Genomic DNA, 17,607 nt, shown 5'->3' on the forward strand with positions numbered 1-17,607 from the left:
GTTCCGGCGAGGACGGTCGACACCCATTTGTGGACGTCGCCGGCGTTGAGGAACGGGACGGCGTTGACGAATCCGGGCGCGACGCCGAACGCGAGGTTCGCGGCGCCGGGCTTGTCGACGAACGGGTCGGGCGAGACGGTCGCGATCCAGCCGGACGTGCCGAGGTTGATGTTGTACCGGCCGGGCCGGTCGGCGCCGCTTGCGAACGTGGTGGCGCCCGCGTCGCCGATGCCGGCGAACACCGGGGTGCCGGGGGCGAGGCCGGTGAGGGCCGCGGCCTCCGGCGTCACCGCGCCGACGACGTCCTGCGGGCGGTGCAGTTCGGGCAGGAGATGTCCGATGCCTTCGGCGGCCTCGATGTTCCCGGTATCTTTGGCGCCCCTACGGCGGCCGGCGGCGTCGGTCAGGCCGGCCGCGACGGCGTCGGCGGCGTCGAGAATCCCGGCATCCCATGCGCCCGAGCGGATGTCCATCGCACCGGCGGTCGAGCAGGCGGCCACGTCGCCGACGCAACGGCCCGTGAGCCGCGCGATGAGGTAGTCCTTCGAACTGATGAGCACGTGCGCGGTGCGGGCGAACGCCTCCGGCTCGTGCGCACGCATCCACATGAGCTTCGGGATCGGCAGGCAGCCCTCGAGCCGGTTGCCGACCACGTCGAGGAATCGGCGGGCGCCGTACGCTTCGGCGAGCGCCGCGGCCTCGTCGCCCGCACGGCCGTCGGAGTAGAGGATCGCGTTGCGTACGGGGTTGAGGTCGGCGTCCAGGGCGATGAGGTCCTGCATCTGTCCGCTGAAGATGATGCCGGCGATGCGTCCCGCGCCGGCCTCGTCCGAGCGGTCGCCCGACTGCCCGGCCCCGCTCCCCCGGCCGTCACCGGCCGCCCGGAATCCCGGCTCGCTGCCGGACGCCTCGTCCAGCATCCTGCGCGAGACGGCGGCGAACGCCCGCCACCACTGGTCGGGGTCCTGCTCGCGATACTCGTTGTCCGGACCGGCGAGGATGAGATCGAGGTCCTCGCTCGCGCTGGCGACGATCGCGCCGTCGTCGCGCACGAGCGCGCCCTTCAACGCCGTGGTCCCCGAATCGAACACCGCCGCGTAGCGCGACGCACATCCCGTATCCATGCCGACCATCGTAGCCCGGATCGAAGCCGGACGAACACATCCGAGGGGACGGTGCCGGGTGGGTGGACCGGTCGGAGCCCCGATCAATATCCGCCGCGACCGGACCGTCCCCGGCCAGCCGACTTCCCGGATGGTTCCCTCGGAGGGCGCCCGCGGTCTCCTCCGCCGACCTTCCCACGTTACGAAAGTGTTTCACATCGTGACCTTTTTCTCAGAACCGCAGAATGCGCTCGTAGAGTTCCGGCGTAGATCATGCAAGAGAGGAATGGTGATCTGATTGGATAACGTGAAGAAATTCGCCGATTGGCTGACCAAGTGGTTCACGGCGATCGTGATCGTGTGGGCCGTGTTCAACTACTTCGTGCCGCAGACCTCGCTGTGGGGCAAGTCGTACACCGGATATCTGCTGGGCATCGTGCTGTTCGGCATGGGCCTGACCCTGTCGCTGGACGACTTCAAGCGCATTCTCACCCAGCCGCTGATGGTGATCGTCGGCACGGTCGCCCACTTCGTGATCATGCCGCTCATCGCCGTGGCGCTGTGCGCGATCTTCCACCTGTCCGGCCCGCTGGCCGTGGGCGTGATCCTCGTCGGCTGCTGCCCGTCCGGCACCTCGTCGAACGTGATGAGCTACCTGTCGCGCGGCGACGTGGCGCTCGACGTGTCCATCGGCATTCTCTCCACGCTGTGCGCGCCGTTCATGATCCCGCTGCTCATGCAGCTGCTCGCCTCGCAGTACGTGACCGTGCCGGCGCAGTCCCTGTTCCTCAACGCCGTCAAGGTGGTGCTCTTCCCGATCGCGCTCGGCGTGGCCTGCCACATGATCTTCGGCAAGAAGATCGAGAAGGTCACGGTCGCGCTGCCGATCGTCTCCCAGATCGCCATCCTGCTCATCATCGGCGTGGTGGTCGCGGCCAACGGCCCGAAGCTGTTCGCCCCGGCGTCGCTGCTCGCCATCCCGGTGGTCATGCTGCACAACCTGTGCGGCTACGGCCTCGGCTTCGGATTCTCCAAGCTCATGTACAAGGTGTACCCGAAGGGCTTCAGGTACGCGCAGCAGAAGGCCATCACCTTCGAGGTGGGCATGCAGGACTCCGCGCTGGGCGCGACCCTCGCCCTGACCTCCTTCGCCGCGAACCCGCTGGCCGCCGTGCCGTCCACGTTCTTCAGCGTGTGGCACAACATCTCCGGCTCGATCCTGTCGAGCTGGTGGCGCAACCACGATGACCGCCACGCCATCGCCCACGATTCCGAGAACGGCGAGAAGGGCTCGGCCAAGGCCGCTGCCCCCGCCGCTCCGGTCGCCGTCGCCGCCAAGGTGGCCGCCTGAGGTTCGGACCTTCGCCCGCCCGTCATATGCATATATGCCATAGAGGCCGTTGCGATGCCCATGCGACATCGCAACGGCCTCTCGTCGTATCCGCCGGCACGCGCGTCAGATCACGTGGTACTCCTTGAGCAGGGTGGCGATGTCGGTGCCGTCGAGCTTCTTGAGGACCTTGCCGAGGACCGCGCGCTCCACGAAGTTGAGCTTCATGTCCGTCACCGGAGCCCCATCGCGCAGCTTGACGGTCGCGTTGAGGAGGTTCCTCACGTCGTAGACGCTGCCCCACACCTCGGGCACGCCGCGGTCGACGTCGAGGAGCGTGTACACCGCCTCCATGCCGGTGCGCATCGAGTACTCGGTGGTGAAGATCGTGTCGCGCGGGGTCTCGGCGAACTGGCCGAGGAACGCGAAGTTCACGGCGCCGTCGGGCACGACGTCCGGGCGGTCGCCGGCGGCGCGCGGCATGAAGAACGCGGTGATGTACGGCATCATGACCGGCACGGTGTTGGCGTGGTTCTTGGCGAGCGCCTCGATCTTCTCGGTCGGCACGCCCATGTGGTAGAGCCATTCGGAGCAGATCTCCTCGCCGGTGCATTCGGTCATCGGCTTCTTGACGTAGTCGCCGGGCTTGTCCGGGAACAGGCCGTAGACCCACACGCACAGCTGGTCCTTGGGCTGGTCGCGGAACTGCTGCTGGCGGTTGAGGGTCCAGCTCATGAGCCAACTGGAGTCGGTGACGGTGACGATGCCGCCGGTGACGACCTTGCCGGAGAACGGGTCGCGCTTGCAGATGCGCTTGATGTACGGCGGGATCTCGCCGTCGAGCGTGGTGACGGTGGCGCTCATCCACTTGGTGGCCTGCGGGTCGGAGCAGAACTTGTCCGGATGCCCGAAGCTCGGGTCCTGCCTGGCGATGCGGCGCCACATGTCCCAGCCGCCGCCGGGCTTCAAGTCCGGGTTCCACGGGGCGGGCGCATGCTGGGAGCCCATCGTGGAGTTCTCGACGCAGCCGCCGTTGGTGATGAACACGTAGTCGTCGGGCGTCAGATCGATGGACGACTTCTCGCCCTCGTGGTCGACGTCGATGCGCACGGCGAGCTTTTTCACGTCGGAGCCGTACGGGTTGCGCTTGAACACGCCGGAGGTCGCCTGGATCTTCAGGATGGTGTCCTGGCCGACGCCGGTGCGCTCGCGCCTGGGGCCGTCGCCGCCGCCGATCGCGAACTCGACGTTCTCGACCTTGGTGTTGTAGTGGAACCGGACGCCGTGGGACTCCAGGTACCCCACCATCGGCAGGATCATCGACTCGTACTGGTTGTAGCGGGTGAAGCGCAGCGCGGAGAAGTCGGGAAGTCCGCCGATGTGGTGGATGTAGCGCTTGATGTACAGCTTCATCTCGAGCGCGGAGTGCCAGTTCTCGAACGCGAACATCGTGCGCCAGTACATCCAGAAGTTGGAGTTGAGGACCTCGTCGTCGAAGAAGTCGGTGATGGGCTTGTCGTAGAGCTCCTCGTCGGGCGTGAAGAAGAGCTTCATGATCTCCTGCGACGCCTTGTCCGACAGGCCGAACTTGCCGTGGGTCTCGGCGTCGTGGCCGAGGTCCTTGGTGGCGCGGCACAGCGAGTAGTTCGGGTCCTCCTTGTTGAGCCAGTAGTACTCGTCGAGCACGGAGACGCTCGGGTCCTCGATGGACGGGATGGAGCGGAACAGGTCCCACATCACCTCGAAGTGGTTGTCCATCTCGCGGCCGCCGCGCATCACGTAGCCGAGTCCGGGGATCTCGGCGCCGTCGCACGCGCCGCCGGGGACCGGGTCCTTCTCGAGGATGTGGATGTGCTCGCCCGTCATCTGCGCGTCGCGCACGAGATAGCAGGCCGCGGACAGGGCCGCCAGTCCGGTGCCGATGATGTAGGCCGACTTGCCGTCGACGCCTTCGGGCTTCTTCGGGCGGGCGAACGCCTCGTAGTTGCCGTTGGAATAGTACATGCTCCGCCTCCTTGGGGATAATGTTGACATACTGTCAACTTTTCTTAATGGACATAATGTCGCATTTCCCTCTCTCCCGCCATAGACACTACGCCGAGTTTTGCGGAATATCCACGGCGATTCCCCGAGAGCCCGACGGGATCAGATGTTGCCGCGCACGTGCTGGTCGGCCCAGGACTGCGAGTGCGTGAACGTCTCCGGGTTCGCGCTCACGTTGCCGTGCGGGTCGTCGAGCGCGTCGACGGCGGCGAGTTCGGCGTCGGTCAGGTCGAATCCGCCGACGGCGAGGTTCTGGCGCATGCGTTCGGCGTGCTTCGACTTGGGGATGACGATGCGTCCCTCCTGCGTATGCCAGCGCAGCACCGCCTGCGCCGGGGTGACGCCGTGCGCCCGCGCGGCCGCCTCGACCGGCTCCGACGCGATGTCCCCGCCGTGGCCCAGCGGGCTGTACGCCTCGACGGCGATGCCGTGGCGCGCGCAGAAGTCGCGCACGCCCGGCTGGCTGAAGCGCGGGTGCGCCTCGATCTGGTCGACGGCCGGCGCCTCGCCGGAGTCGTCGATGATCGCGCGCAGGTGGGCGGGCAGGAAGTTGCTCACGCCGGGCACGCGGATCGCGCCCTCGTCGCGCAGCCTGAGCAGCGCGCGCCACGTCTCGCGGTAGAAGCCGGCGGCGGGGAACGGCCAGTGGATGAGGTACATGTCGACGACGTCGACCTTGAGCCTGCGCCGGGACTCGTCGAACGCGACCATCGCCGAATCGTAGCCCTGATCGCAGTTGCGCAGCTTGGTGGTCACCCACACCTTGCCGGCCATGCCGGTGGCCTTCAGCGCGTCGCCCACCTGCTCCTCGTTGTAGTACGCGGCGGCCGTGTCGATGTGGCGGTAGCCGATCTCCAGCGCCTCCTCGACGGCGCGCTGCGTGTCCTCCGGCGGGATCTGGAACGTTCCGAATCCGATCTGCGGGATCACCGTGCGGTTCGCGTCGTGCAGTTCGATCCCCGGCGAGCGCAGCGGCTCCCCCGCGCGCTCCCGCCGCTCCTCCGTCTGGTTCCGTCCACTCATGTCGGGTCCTCCTTCGAACGGGTCTTCGTCCGTTCTCATGGTAGGACGTTCCCTCCGGCGGCGGATCGTTCCGTCCGGCGAGCCGCGCGGGGCCGATCAGCGGAACCCCGGACGCGCGAAACGCCGGGCGGAAACGGCTATCCGTTTCACCGGAAAGCGACTACAACGGAAGACAGCCGGGGAATTCCGAGGGCGGGGTTCCTGAAACAACCGGTCCGACGGCCCGCGACGAGGTGCGACCGCCGGCCGGAGCAGCCGAAGGAGCTGAGATCATGACCGATATGCTTGATGAGAAGGAACTGGACGAGAAGCTGGCCGCCGCGCAGACCATCGACCAGGTCATGGAGATCGCCAAGGAGGCCGGCCATCCGCTGACCTACGAGGAGGCGGACGCGTTCTTCGGCCGCATCGAGCAGGCCAAGTCCGACACCGCCGAGCTGGTCGGCGACTCGGTCAAGGTCGAGGCCGAGAAGGAATTCGGCATCTGACGAACGCACATCCGGAACGCCGCAACGCGGCGAACGGAAAGGCATGCAGACGCATGAGTGAGGCGTCCGGCCGCAATGGTCGGACGCCTCACTCATGCCGGACGCGGTCCGCGGCGGAATCGCCCCGCGGTCCGGGACGGGTGCGGGCCCGATCAGGCGGTCGGACGCTGCGCCTTGAGCAGCGCGCGGCCGGAGGCGAGACGGTCGAGCACGCCGGTCCTCGCCAGCCCCAGCATCAGGAACCACGGCATCACGCCGCTGAGCAGCGCGCCGCCGGTCAGCTCGGAGATCAGGTGGACGATGCCGCGGGGGCTGACGATCGAGACGCCCTGGTAGCGGAAGAACAGCAGGTAGAGGCCGTATTCGAGCGCGACGAGCAGTCCCGAGGCGATGGAGATCGGCAGGTTGAAGCGGCGGTAGCGGGTCAGCGCGAACGGGATCTCGGCGAACAGGCCCTGCAGCAGGGCGGAGACGAACACGAAGCCGATGCCGAACTGGCTGCCGATCACGGTCTCGACGAGCGTGCCGACGACGTTGACGTACATCGCGGCGCCCGGCTTGCGCAGCACGAGCAGCGCCAGCGTGCCGGAGAAGTACCACATCGCGTGCGTCACGGACGCCAGTCCCGGCAGGACCGCGCCGAGGACCGAGGAGATCGGCATGTAGGCGAAGTTGAAGCCCCAGAAGATCACGCCGCAGGCCACGCCGAGCGTAGCCCCGACGGCGATGTCGAGCGGGCGCCACTTGAGGTTGACGGCGCCGGAAGCATTGGAATTGAAGGAATCGCTGGATTGCGATGACGGACGGTTGGCGTTTGCGGACATGGTTCTCCCCTGCCGGTTACGGCCGCGCACAGTGATACGAACGACGACGCTCCTTGACCTGCGCGGCTCGGGCGGGAACGCCGCACGCCAGTATACGGACGTTTCGCACGATTGTGTAACGGGAATTCGCGCGGCGGGCCATGGTTCACGGCTGGAAGTACCCTAAGGGATTATGAAGCTTACCGACATTTCCCCCGCAATCGCACTGACGCCGCTCGACGGCCGTTACCACTCCGCCACCGCCCCGCTCGTCGAGTACCTCAGCGAGCCGGCCCTGAACCGCGAGCGCATGCGCGTCGAGGTCGAATGGATGATCCTCCTGGCCAACGGCTTCGAGGGCAACGGCAACCAGCCGATCATCGACGGCGTCACCCCGTTCACCGAGGACGAGAAGGCGTTCCTGCGCGCGATCCCCGAGGACTTCGGCGCCGAGGGCATCAAGGCGCACGCCGCGCACGAGGCCGTCACCCACCACGACGTGAAGGCCGTGGAGTACTACATCGACGACCAGATCGACAAGGCCCCGGCCGATCTGGCGAACATCAACGACCGCCTCAAGACGCTCGTCCACTTCGCCTGCACGTCCGAGGACATCAACAACCTGTCGATCGCCCGCTGCGTGAAGAACGCGATGGAGCAGGTCTGGACCCCGGCGTTCGAGGAGATCATCGATCATCTCGCGGCCAAGGCCGACGAGTTCCGCGACATGCCGCTGCTGTCCCTCACCCACGGCCAGCCGGCCACGCCGACCACGCTCGGCAAGGAGCTCGCCGTCTACGTCTACCGCCTGAACCGCCAGCTCAAGCACCTCACGGCGCAGGAGTACCTGGGCAAGATCAACGGCGCGACCGGCACGTTCGGCGCGCATCTGGCCGCCTGCCCGGACGTCGACTGGATCGCCGTCTCCCGCGAGTTCGTCACCAACCGCATGGGCCTGACCTGGAACCCGCTGACCACGCAGATCGAATCCCACGACTGGCAGGCCGAGCTGTACTCGACCGTCTCCCACGCCAACCGCATCATGCACAACCTGTGCGTGGACGTGTGGATGTACATCTCCCGCGGCGTGTTCGCTCAGGTCCCGGTCAAGGGCGCGACCGGCTCCTCCACGATGCCGCACAAGGTCAACCCGATCCGCTTCGAGAACGCGGAGGCCAACTTCGAGCTGTCCTGCTCGCTGCTGGACACCCTGTCCGCCACGCTGGTGGAGTCCCGCTGGCAGCGCGATCTGACCGATTCGACCACGCAGCGCAACATCGGCTCCGCGCTCGGCTACTCGCTGCTGGCCCTGCACAACCTGATGGGGGGCCTGAAGTCCATCCACCCGAACGAGCACGTCATCGCGCACGAGCTCGACACCAACTGGGAGGTCCTCGGCGAGCCGATCCAGACCGCGATGCGCGCCTGCGAGCTGCGCGGCCTGCCGGGCATGGACAAGCCGTACGAGAAGGTCAAGGAGCTCATGCGCGGCCACGAGATCAACCAGGCGCAGGTCGAGGCGTTCATCGACCAGCAGTCCTTCGATCCGGAGACCGCCGCCCGTCTGAAGGCCCTCACGCCCGCCACGTACACGGGCGTTGCCTCCAAGCTGGTCGACTTCGACCGCTGAGTCGAGCGCTCCGGACGGCCCCGAACGATTTTCGAGGGGCCGCCCGGTTCCGACAACCCATACCCCATATTCTCCCGTTTTTCGATGCGTAACGAGGTTTCGATGACCGATTCGACGCATGCGACCGAAACCGGCGACGCTGGCGAGAAGACCGCCACGTCGCCGGTTTCGCGTTCCGCGCATATTCCGAAGCACAAATCCCCGGAGCCCGTCGTCCCCGACGACTCCCCCACGATCGCCATCGATCTCGACGAGACGCCCGGCGACCCGGCGAACCCGCGCATCGACGACGTGCCGCCGAAGCGCATCCACGACTTCGGCGACCTGCTGCACGCGGCCGCCGCGGTGCTGCTCGCCGCCGTGGCGATGCTGTCGGCCACGTATCTGAGCGGCTTCGTCACCGGCGTCGAGTCCGACGCGCACACGGCCGGCCAGGCCCTCAACTGGATGGTCGACCTGCCCACGTCGATGCTCCAGCAGCTCGCCATCGTCACCATCGTCGTGATGGCGATCGCGCAGCTGCTGCTCAGCCGGGAGTGGCTGCAGGCCGCACTGTCGATCCTCGCGCTGTTCGGCGGCATGGCCGCGGCGTGGGGCGTCTCGCTGGCCGTCTCGTCGATCGACAACGCGACGATGATCTCCGCGCTCGGCTCGGCGAGCACGACGGTCGGCATGCGTCTGCTGCCCGACTTCTACGCGGGGGCCGGGGCCCTGCTGACCGTGGCGGGCCCGCGCCGCACGCGCTCGATGGTCAAATGGGGATGGAACATCCTCTACATCGTGGCGGCGGTGCTCATCCTCCTGTCGGTCAACTCGGTGGCCGGCGTGCTCGTCTCATTCGCCGCCGGCCGGCTCGTCGGCATGCTGCTGCGCTTCGGCATCGGCACGAAGAACCAGGGCACCTGGGGCGCGGATCTCGTCCAGGCGCTGGGCGGCATCGGCCTGCGCATCACGTCGCTCGAACGCCGCATGGACTCCGATCCGTCGTCGCACGGGCCGCTCACGACCACGCTGGACGACGACCTGGTCGAGGGGTCGCGCGTGTACGACGCGCGCGACGACCGCGGCCGCCGGTTCGTCGTCTCCGCGCTCGACAGCCAGGTGCACACCGCCGGCTACGTGCGCCAGCTGTGGCAGTGGATCCGCTTCACCGGCGTCTCGATGCGCCGCGACCGCTCCCCGCGCGAGGCCACGCAGCATCATCTGGCGATGGTCCTGGGCCTGAGGAACGCGGGCCTGCCCACGCCGCACGTCTACGGCGTGGCCGACACCGGCGAGACGTCGGTCCTCGTGCTGCAGGGCAACGACGCGATGCGCGAATGCAACCTCAACACGCTCTCCGACGCCGACGCGACCGCGCTGATGCGCTACCTGTCCGTCGCGAACCGCCGCGGCTACACGCACCGGCGCATCACCCCGGACACGCTGGCGCGCCTCGAATCGGGCACGCCGATCATCGCCGGATGGCAGAACGGCGACGACGCGAGCGCCGCCCCGAACGTGGCGCTCGACCAGGTCCAGCTGCTCGCGCTGCTCACCGTCCTCATCGGCCCGGAGCGCGCCGTCGCCGCGGGGCGCAGGGTGTGGGGCGACGACGTGATGATCGCGCTCGCCCCGTTCGTGCAGAAGGCGGCGGTCCCGGCCGGCACGCGCGCCCTGCCCGGCTGGGACAAGCACGTGATGGACGATCTGCGCGCCCGCGTGCGCGCGCTCGCCCCGGAGGAGACCGCGCAGGCGATGGAACCGGTGAAGCTCACGCGCTTCTCGCCGCGCTCCTTCATCGGCACGGTGCTGCTCATGGTCGCGGTCGTCGTCGTGTTCACGCAGCTCAAGCCCAACGAGGTGATCGCGGCCGTCAGGAACGCCAACCCGGTGATGGCGCTCGCCTGCCTCGTCTTCGAGTTCCTCGCGATCCTCGGCTCGGCGATCGAGCTGGGCGCGTTCATCGAACGGGACAAGCGCCGTCCGGTCGGCATCTTCATGTCGCAGGTGGCGCAGGGCTTCGCGGTCGTCTCGATGCCCGCGGGCGTGGGACCGGCGTTCGTGAACCTCCAGTTCCTGCGCAAGGCCGGATACCGCAACACGACCGCCACGGCGATCATGACCGCGGTGATGGCCGTCTACTACGGCGGCACCGTGATCATGCTGGTGCTGATCGGCCTGTTCACCGGCTCCGACGCACTGAGCACGATGATCCCGACCAACACGCTCATCACCGTCGTCGGCGTCGTGCTCATGGCGCTGGCGATCGCGATGATGATCCCGCCGGTGCGGCATCTGGCGGCCGAACGGCTGCTGCCGCTCGCCAAGGCGTACGCGCGCCAGCTGATCGACGTGCTCACCAACCCCAAGGAGCTCACGTTCAGCGTGCTCGGCATGCTGCTGCTCAACGTGGCCACGGGTCTGGAGTTCTGGGCGGCGCTGCTCGCGTTCGGCCAGATGACCAACCCGTTCGAGACGCTGTTCATCTTCCTGCTGGCCAACGCGATCGGCTCGGCCGTGCCCACCCCGGGCGGTCTGGGCGGCGTGGAGGCGGCGCTGACGTTCTCGTTCGGTGCGGCCGGAGTCCCGGCCGGCGTGGCCCTGTCCGCGACGCTGCTGTACCGCGCGCTCTTCTACTGGCTCAGGATCCCGCTCGGCGCCGCGGCGATGAAGTGGCTCGACAAGCGCAACATGGTGTGAGAAACGGCCATATTCCAACGATTTTCACGCTTTTCCCATCGAATACACACGAAATATTCACATTCCGGTGGATCCGTCCCGCCCGTCGCGCGTTTTGCGATCGAAAACCCGTAAAAACGTTGGAAAATGCGGCATCAGGGCACATCATGCGCTATCATCATTCATGACAAACAACGGACCGGCAGTGAGTAGCCGATCCCCGGACAAAGAAGGATGCTTTATGGCATACAACAAGTCTGATCTCGTCTCGAAGATCGCTCAGAAGTCCAACCTGACCAAGGCTCAGGCTGAGGCCGCTGTCAACGCCTTCCAGGATGTGTTCGTCGAGGCCATGCAGTCCGGCGAGGGCCTGAAGCTCACCGGTCTGTTCTCCGCGGAGCGCGTCAAGCGCGCCGCCCGCACCGGCCGCAACCCGCGCACCGGCGAGACCATCGAGATCCCCGCCACCTACGGCGTGCGCATCTCCGCCGGCTCCCTGCTCAAGAAGGCCGTCACCAACAACTGATGTTGGCTGCGCCGGCGGGAGCATCCGACCGGCCGCGATACGAACAAACCCCGACCTCAGGTCGGGGTTTTCGTTTATGGCCGTGACCGCCCGCGGCTTCAGGCCATGGATTCCATCAGGGCCATGTACTCCGGGGTCGGATCGGCGGCGAAGGGGTCGAGGAGGACCGCCTCGCGGCGCACCGGCGAGGAAACCACGAACGTGGTCCAGTCGCAGGAGAACTGCGCGCCGGAGTCGAGCGCCCGACGCACGAACGCGCCGCGCAGGGCCGCACGGGTGTCGGCCGGAGGCGTGTGCCGCGCGGCGGAGACGGCCGCGGCGTCGAGGCGCTCCTCGAGGCTCCCGTGCGCGACGAGCGAGGCGTAGAGCCTCCCGTTGGCGACGTCGTGGTAGTCGAGCTCCATGCGTTCGAGCTGCGCGAACGTCAGGTCGGGGCGGCGACGGCGCATCGCCTCGGCGAGGCGGTACTTGGCGGCCCAGTCGACGCGGGTCGCGAGCGCCGCGAAATCGCGGCGTCCCAGCGCGTTCAGCGCCCAGCGCCAGTCGGCCAGGACGTCTTCGACCGAGGTGAGCGGCAGGGTCGCGTTCAGCTCACTCCGATGCGTTTCGACGAACGACGAGACGATATCGAGGTAGCGGCGCTGCATCGCGAGCGCGCCGACGGGATCATCGGCATCGTCTGCTCCCCCGTCGAGCCAGCGGCTCACGGCGCGGTTCGCGGCGGCCGGATCGTCGAACGCGAGGTCCTCGAACCCGCTCGGCGCCCCGCGGCGCACGGCGTCCTCGATCACGCACAGCACGAGGTGCGTGACGGCGAGCTTCATCCACGTGGCCCACTGGGAGCGGTTGGAGTCGCCGATGATGACGTGCAGACGGCGGAACGCGTCCGGGTCGGCGTGCGGCTCGTCGCGCGTGTTGACCATCGGGCGCGAGCGCGTGGTCGCCGAGGAGACGGCCTCGTCGAGGAAGTCGGCACGCTGGGTGATCTGGAACCCGTCGGGCGTGAAGCGGCCCGCGCCGGTGTAGAGCTGCCGGGTGATGAGGAACGGCAGCAACTGACGCTCGATCGTCTCCAACGGCACGGCGCGGCGCACGAGGTAGTTCTCGTGGCAGCCGAACGCATGGCCGGCGGAGTCGACGTTGTTCTTGAACACGTGGATCGTCGCGCCCTCGCCGTGGACGGCGCGCAGCCGCTCCTGCGCCCCGGCGGCCAGGGAGGCCATGATGCGCTCGCCCGCGGCATCGGCGGCGAGCGCCTCCATCGGGTCGCGCGCCTCGGCCGTCGCGTACTCGGGGTGCGAGCCGACGTCGAGGTAGAGGCGCGAGCCGTTGTCGAGGTACGTGTTGGTGGACCGGGCGCGGGAGACGACCGGCTGGAACATCGTCATCGCGACCTGTCCGGCGTCGATCGGCCGGTCCGCGCCGGTGACGGCCACACCGTACTCGGTCTCGACGCCGAAGATGCGCTGGAAGCCGTTCAGCTCGGCCGCGGGCGTGGCTCCCGACTCGTGCAGGGCGCGGGTGCCGCTGTCTCGCAGCTGCGGCATCACTCGCCGCCCTTCTGCACGAAGCTCTTGACGTATTCCTCGGCGTTGGTCTCCAGCGTGGACTCGATGTCGTCGAGCACCGAGTCGAGCACGTCGAACTGGGCGTCCGACTCGGCGCCGGCCTGCGTGGTCTCGAGCGGCGCGTCCTGCGATTCGGTCTGCGACTGCTGTTGCGGCTGTTCGAACTGCTGCGGCATGATGGTTCCTCCTTGGTTTCCGCCTGACTCCCCTACGATACGCGAAGGCCCCGGGAGTCTCATCCCGGGGCCCGTCATGCGGCCTTGCGGCCGTTCGTCGCGCGAGAGCTCACTCCTGCGCGAGGTAGGGCTTGAGCTCGCGGTCGATCATGCCGTTGGTGCACAGCACGTCGTTGTTCTGGCGCCAGTGGATGCCGTTGCCGTTCCAGCGGCGCAACGTGCCCTGGGCCTCCCAGACGACGATCGCGCCGGCGGAGATCGCGGGCACGTCCCACTCGTGCAGCATCGGCTCGAAGTACGCGTCGTACGTGCCGTCGGCCACCTTGCACAGGTCGAGCGAGACCGGGCCGACGCGCTTGATGTCGGCGAGGTTGCCCTCGGCGAGCGCGGACACGGTCCGCAGCGCGCGCCCGGATTCGCTCGGCACGTAGGACATGCCGAAGCTCACGACGGCGCCGTCGAGCGAGGAGGTCATCGACGGGACGACCTTCTCGCGCTTCTCGCCGACCGTGGTGTTGCGGATGCGCAGCGCGCCGGCGCCGCGGGCGGCCAGATAGGTCTCGCCCAGGGCAGGGGCGTGCACGACGCCGAGGATCGGCTGGGCGGAGCCCTCCTCGTTGAACTCGAACAGGGAGACCGTGATCGCCCATTCGCTCATGTTGCGGATGTAGTTGATGGCGCCGTCGATCTTGCCGACGCACCAGTAGCGCTGGCCGGGGCGGGACTTCGCCGGGCGGGTCTGCCAGAAGCCGTCGAAGTGCTCCATGTCGGCGAGGCGGCCGGAGATGTAGCGCAGCAGTCGGCCGTCGACGTCCACGTTGAACTGCTCGGTGGGGTTCTCACGGGAGATGATCATGTTGTGCGGGGCCATCTGGTCCTGCAGGGCGTGCTTGCCGGCCGCCTGAACGATTTGGGCGACCTTCATCGCGAGTTCGCGCAGATTCTCTTGTTGTGCCATAGCCTCCGATTTTATCCGCTGTGGTCATGGAAGCGCAATCGGCGAGGACGGGCGCGGCTCAGCGCCTCCGCGACGCGAGCTCGCCGACCGCCTCGGCGGCGGTCGAGGCGCGGGCGACGACCTCCTCGACGTTCTCCCTGCGGAAGGCGAGCGGGTCGGACATGTCGAGGCTGACGAGGTCGCCGGGGCGCACGCTCGTCGACTCGGCGGCGGACGAGTTGCCGTACGTGTCGGCGAACTCGTCCTCGCCGGCGGCGCGTGGCGTGCGCACGGTCAGGTGCGACCAGCTGGCGGCGACGACGTCGGACGGGAACGTGCGCACGATCGCGGCGCGCAGCCAGGCGCGCGTCGTCTCGGGCGGTTCGGCGGCGGCGTGCGCGAGCCGTTCGTCGTCGACGAGGCGTTCGGCGCGGCCGGCGGCGGCGAGCTTGGCGAACACGGACTTCGCCGGGTCGAGCGCCGCCCAGGACAGGTCGAGCGCGGCCAGACGCGGGTCGCTCCACGCGGCGCCGCCGAGCTTGCGGCGCAGACGCTCCATGAGCTGCCACTTGAGGAGCCATTCGACGCGCCCGGCCTCGGCCGTCATCGTCAGGCGCGCGTCGTCGTCGGCGTGGCGGATGGCGGCGACGTCGGCGAGCGCCTGTCCCCACATGGCCATCACGTTGCGGGTCTGGCGGTCCTCCCATGCGGGCTCGCCCTTGGTGTCGGTGCCGAGGGTCGCGGCGGCGACCTCGTAGACGGCGCGGCGCAGTTCGATCTGCATGAGCCACGCGTTGGTCTCGCCGCCGGTTTCGAGCTTGAGGGGCGCGGCGAGGGTCAGGTCGTGGGAGACCTCGTGCACGGCCCCGACCGGGTCGGCGAGCTGGAGGCGGCCGAGCAGCGCGTGCAGATCGTAGCCGGCGCCCTCGGCGTGCTCGAGGGCCCACAGCAGCATCGAGGTGACGCCGAGCTTGAGGACCTGGGGCGTGTCCATGCGGTTCGCGTCGCCGACGATGACGTGCAGGCGGCGCCTGTCGTCCGTCGAATGCGATTCGTCGCGCGTGTTGATGATGGGCCGGTCGAACGTGGTCTGCAGGCCGATTTTCGCGTGGATGTAGTCGGCGCGCTGGCTGAGCTGGTAGCCGGCGGTCTCGCTTTTCTCGCCGATGCCGACGCGGCCGGAGCCGGCCCAGATCTGGCGGGAGATGAAGTGCGCGGTCATCAGGGCGGCTACGTCGGCGAACGGGACGGCGCGGTCCATCATGTAGTTCTCGTGCGTGCCCCAGCTGGATCCCTTGCCGTCCACGTTGTTGCGGTGCAGCACGATCGGATGGCCGGCCTGCACGCTCGCGGCGCGGGCGGCGGCGAGCATGAGCCGGTCGCCGGCGTGGTCGTAGGCGACGGCGTCGAACGGGTCGGTCGTCTCCGGGGCCGAGTACTCGGGGTGCGCGTGGTCGACGTAGATGCGTCCGCCGTTGGGCGCGATCACGTTGGTGATGTTGAGCTGGGGCGAGTCGGTGAGCATCTCGGGGCGGGCGGCGGCGCGGTCGAGACGCGTGCCGCGCGCGTCGTTGACCGGGTCCTCCTGCCGGTAGTCCCAGCGGATGTGGCGGGTGGCGTCGTTCGCCGCCGCCCCCACCACGTCGAAGCTCAGCTTGACCGGCTGGTAGTACGCCACGCCCGGCTGCGAGACCGCGTACTCGGTCTCCGTCCCCATCACTCGTCGAACACTCATGGCTCACCATGATAGCCGGCCGGACGGGTGAGGGAAGGCCGACAGCTCAGCGCCCGGCGGGGCGGATGGCGACGACGCGGCCGGCGTCGAAGCCGTTGACGCGCGCCCACTGGACCGGGTCGGCGTCGAGCAGCGAGTCGCGGGTCTCCGCGTACTCGTCCTCGACGGCGCGGGCCAGCATGTCCACGTCGAGGGCCACGTCACGGCCGCCGGTGATCGAGGCCTTGACCGCGTACGTCTTCGCGCGGTCGACGATGTTCTTGAGCGAGGCGCCCGAGATCACGTCGGCCAGGAACAGCGCGTCCCACGCGCCGTTCTCGCCGCGCACGTCCGCCAGATGACGCCGTTCGGAGCGCGTGTAGATGTCGCGCACGAGCACGCTCGTGAGTGCGTCCGCGTCGAGCCCCGCCTGCAGCGGCAGGTCGTCGGTCAGGTAGTGGCGCACGATCGCGGCCGCGGCCTCGCCGTCCGGCCGGTCGATGCGGATCTTCACGTCGAGGCGGCCCGGGCGCAGCACGGCCGGGTCGATCATGTCCACGCGGTTCGACGCGCCGATCACCATCACGTTGCCGATCGACTCGACGCCGTCCAGCTCCGCGAGGAACTGCGGCACGATCGTCGTCTCCACGTCCGACGAGACGCCGGAGCCGCGGGTCCTCAGCAGCGAGTCCATCTCGTCGATGAACACGATGACGGGACGGCCGTCGGCGGCGCGCTCGCGGGCGCGCTGGAAGATGAGGCGGATGAGTCTCTCGGACTCGCCGACGAACTTGTTGAGCAGCTCCGGGCCCTTGACCGACAGGAACACGCCTTTGCCGCCCATGCCCGACCCCTCGGCGAGCGCGTGCGCGACCGCCTTGGCGATGAGCGTCTTGCCGTTGCCGGGAGGACCGTACAGCAGCACGCCCTTCGGCGGCGTCAGGTCGTAGCGTTCGAACAGCTCGCGATGCAGGAACGGCAGCTGCACCGCATCCCTGATGCGTTCGATCTGGTCGTCGAGGCCGCCGATGTCGGCGAAGTCGACGTCCGGGGTCTCCTCGAGCACGAGGTCGGCGTCGTCCTCGCGCGGCAGCACCTCGAGCGCGAGGCGGCCGGACGGGTCGACGATCACGCGATCGCCCTTGTCGAACCGTGCGGAGGCGAGCGCGGAGGCGCGGCGCACGACGGTCGGGTTGCCACCGCCGTCCGCGACGACGAGACGGCCGTCGGCGAGCGCCCGGGCGACGACGCGCACCGATCCGACGGCGTCCGTGTCGCGCTGCTCGACGAGGACCATCTTCTCGTTGAGCAGGACGGTCCGGCCCGCGGCCAGGCGCGAGGCGTTGAGCGAGGCGGCGACCGGCACGATCAGGCGGCGGCCGCCGGCGATCACCTCGGCGGACGCGTGGGTCACGCCGAGGTCGTCGGTGTGCGTGGAGTCGACCTTGACCATCGTGGCGAAGGTCATCGGCGGCTGGGCGAGCTGCGCCAGCTGCGACTTGGCCTTCGTCAGCTCCTTGCCGGCGCGGGTGAGCGCCTCGGCCAGCGCGTGGTTCTTGGCCATGAGCCGGTCGTTGAGCGCCGCCAGATCCTCGCTCGTCCCCT

The 17,607-nt window shown here is 68.5% G+C and carries 13 protein-coding genes and 1 pseudogene; 5 read left to right on the top strand and 9 right to left on the bottom strand.

Features of this window, described 5'->3' with window-relative positions; genetic code table 11:
* Positions 1-1,124 (bottom strand): FGGY family carbohydrate kinase (locus JS528_RS04935; protein WP_240541341.1); only part of this gene is annotated, 1,124 nt, incomplete at its 3' end.
* A 277-nt stretch (positions 1,125-1,401) separates the two neighbouring features.
* Here JS528_RS04935 and JS528_RS04940 point away from each other — a divergent pair.
* A complete protein-coding gene (locus tag JS528_RS04940; protein ID WP_214357989.1) occupies positions 1,402-2,454 on the top strand; it encodes a bile acid:sodium symporter family protein in 1,053 nt (350 codons plus the stop codon).
* 105 nt (positions 2,455-2,559) lie between these two features.
* On the opposite strand, the gene JS528_RS04945 is transcribed toward JS528_RS04940, so the two are convergent.
* Together JS528_RS04945 and JS528_RS04950 are read right to left on the bottom strand one after the other, a co-directional pair.
* Positions 2,560-4,437, bottom strand: coding sequence for an oleate hydratase (locus JS528_RS04945; protein WP_214357990.1), 1,878 nt, complete (start codon positions 4,435-4,437; stop codon positions 2,560-2,562).
* A 141-nt stretch (positions 4,438-4,578) separates the two neighbouring features.
* The gene (locus tag JS528_RS04950; RefSeq protein WP_214357991.1) at positions 4,579-5,499 is read right to left on the bottom strand and encodes an aldo/keto reductase; all 921 of its coding nucleotides are present in this window, start codon (positions 5,497-5,499) and stop codon (positions 4,579-4,581) included.
* A gap of 272 nt (positions 5,500-5,771) precedes the next feature.
* Between JS528_RS04950 and JS528_RS04955 the strand changes: the two genes are divergently transcribed.
* Positions 5,772-5,987, top strand: a complete 216-nt coding sequence (locus JS528_RS04955) for a Nif11 family protein (protein WP_214357992.1) — start codon at positions 5,772-5,774, stop codon at positions 5,985-5,987.
* A gap of 152 nt (positions 5,988-6,139) precedes the next feature.
* Here JS528_RS04955 and JS528_RS04960 read toward each other — a convergent pair whose 3' ends face one another.
* Positions 6,140-6,811: an ECF transporter S component gene (locus JS528_RS04960; protein ID WP_214357993.1), complete on the bottom strand. Its 672-nt coding sequence runs from the start codon at positions 6,809-6,811 to the stop codon at positions 6,140-6,142.
* Positions 6,812-6,983: 172 nt separating this feature from the next.
* Between JS528_RS04960 and purB the strand changes: the two genes are divergently transcribed.
* The 3 genes from purB (at position 6,984) to JS528_RS04975 (ending at position 11,607) form a co-directional block, all read left to right on the top strand.
* A complete protein-coding gene (gene purB, locus JS528_RS04965) occupies positions 6,984-8,420 on the top strand; it encodes an adenylosuccinate lyase (RefSeq protein ID WP_214357994.1) in 1,437 nt (478 codons plus the stop codon).
* A gap of 102 nt (positions 8,421-8,522) precedes the next feature.
* Complete coding sequence (locus JS528_RS04970; protein ID WP_214357995.1) at positions 8,523-11,102, top strand: lysylphosphatidylglycerol synthase transmembrane domain-containing protein; 2,580 nt, start codon at positions 8,523-8,525, stop codon at positions 11,100-11,102.
* Between the two features lie 220 nt (positions 11,103-11,322).
* Positions 11,323-11,607, top strand: a complete 285-nt coding sequence (locus JS528_RS04975; RefSeq protein WP_043166340.1) for an HU family DNA-binding protein — start codon at positions 11,323-11,325, stop codon at positions 11,605-11,607.
* 98 nt (positions 11,608-11,705) lie between these two features.
* On the opposite strand, the gene pafA is transcribed toward JS528_RS04975, so the two are convergent.
* The 5 genes and pseudogenes from pafA to arc form a co-directional block, all read right to left on the bottom strand.
* On the bottom strand, positions 11,706-13,154 hold the full coding sequence (gene pafA, locus JS528_RS04980; protein ID WP_214357996.1) for a Pup--protein ligase: 1,449 nt from the start codon (positions 13,152-13,154) through the stop codon (positions 11,706-11,708).
* Positions 13,154-13,351 (bottom strand): ubiquitin-like protein Pup, encoded by a 198-nt coding sequence (locus tag JS528_RS04985; protein WP_214357997.1) that lies wholly within the window; start codon positions 13,349-13,351, stop codon positions 13,154-13,156. Before JS528_RS04985 ends, pafA begins: the two co-directional genes overlap by 1 nt.
* A 109-nt stretch (positions 13,352-13,460) precedes the next feature.
* Entirely contained in the window at positions 13,461-14,309 is an 849-nt protein-coding gene (locus tag JS528_RS04990; RefSeq protein WP_214357998.1) for an inositol monophosphatase family protein, read from the bottom strand.
* 58 nt (positions 14,310-14,367) lie between these two features.
* A complete protein-coding gene (gene dop, locus JS528_RS04995; protein WP_214357999.1) occupies positions 14,368-16,023 on the bottom strand; it encodes a depupylase/deamidase Dop in 1,656 nt (551 codons plus the stop codon).
* Between the two features lie 46 nt (positions 16,024-16,069).
* Positions 16,070-17,590, bottom strand: a pseudogene (arc, locus tag JS528_RS05000) (proteasome ATPase); the annotation flags it as partial.
* Between the last annotated feature and the right edge of the window lie 17 nt (positions 17,591-17,607).

Origin of the sequence: Bifidobacterium santillanense (assembly GCF_018555385.1) — a bacterium.
In the GTDB taxonomy this organism is placed as follows: Bacteria; Actinomycetota; Actinomycetes; order Actinomycetales; family Bifidobacteriaceae; genus Bifidobacterium; species Bifidobacterium santillanense.

Coding starts and splice junctions, on each gene's coding strand:
- JS528_RS04975 (WP_043166340.1), top strand. CDS start 11,323: ATGGCATACAACAAGTCTGATCTCGTCTCGAAGATCGCTCAGAAGTCC.
- JS528_RS04945 (WP_214357990.1), bottom strand. CDS start 4,437: ATGTACTATTCCAACGGCAACTACGAGGCGTTCGCCCGCCCGAAGAAG.
- purB (WP_214357994.1), top strand. CDS start 6,984: ATGAAGCTTACCGACATTTCCCCCGCAATCGCACTGACGCCGCTCGAC.
- pafA (WP_214357996.1), bottom strand. CDS start 13,154: ATGCCGCAGCTGCGAGACAGCGGCACCCGCGCCCTGCACGAGTCGGGA.
- JS528_RS04950 (WP_214357991.1), bottom strand. CDS start 5,499: ATGAGTGGACGGAACCAGACGGAGGAGCGGCGGGAGCGCGCGGGGGAG.
- JS528_RS04990 (WP_214357998.1), bottom strand. CDS start 14,309: ATGGCACAACAAGAGAATCTGCGCGAACTCGCGATGAAGGTCGCCCAA.
- JS528_RS04955 (WP_214357992.1), top strand. CDS start 5,772: ATGACCGATATGCTTGATGAGAAGGAACTGGACGAGAAGCTGGCCGCC.
- dop (WP_214357999.1), bottom strand. CDS start 16,023: ATGAGTGTTCGACGAGTGATGGGGACGGAGACCGAGTACGCGGTCTCG.
- JS528_RS04970 (WP_214357995.1), top strand. CDS start 8,523: ATGACCGATTCGACGCATGCGACCGAAACCGGCGACGCTGGCGAGAAG.
- JS528_RS04960 (WP_214357993.1), bottom strand. CDS start 6,811: ATGTCCGCAAACGCCAACCGTCCGTCATCGCAATCCAGCGATTCCTTC.
- JS528_RS04985 (WP_214357997.1), bottom strand. CDS start 13,351: ATGCCGCAGCAGTTCGAACAGCCGCAACAGCAGTCGCAGACCGAATCG.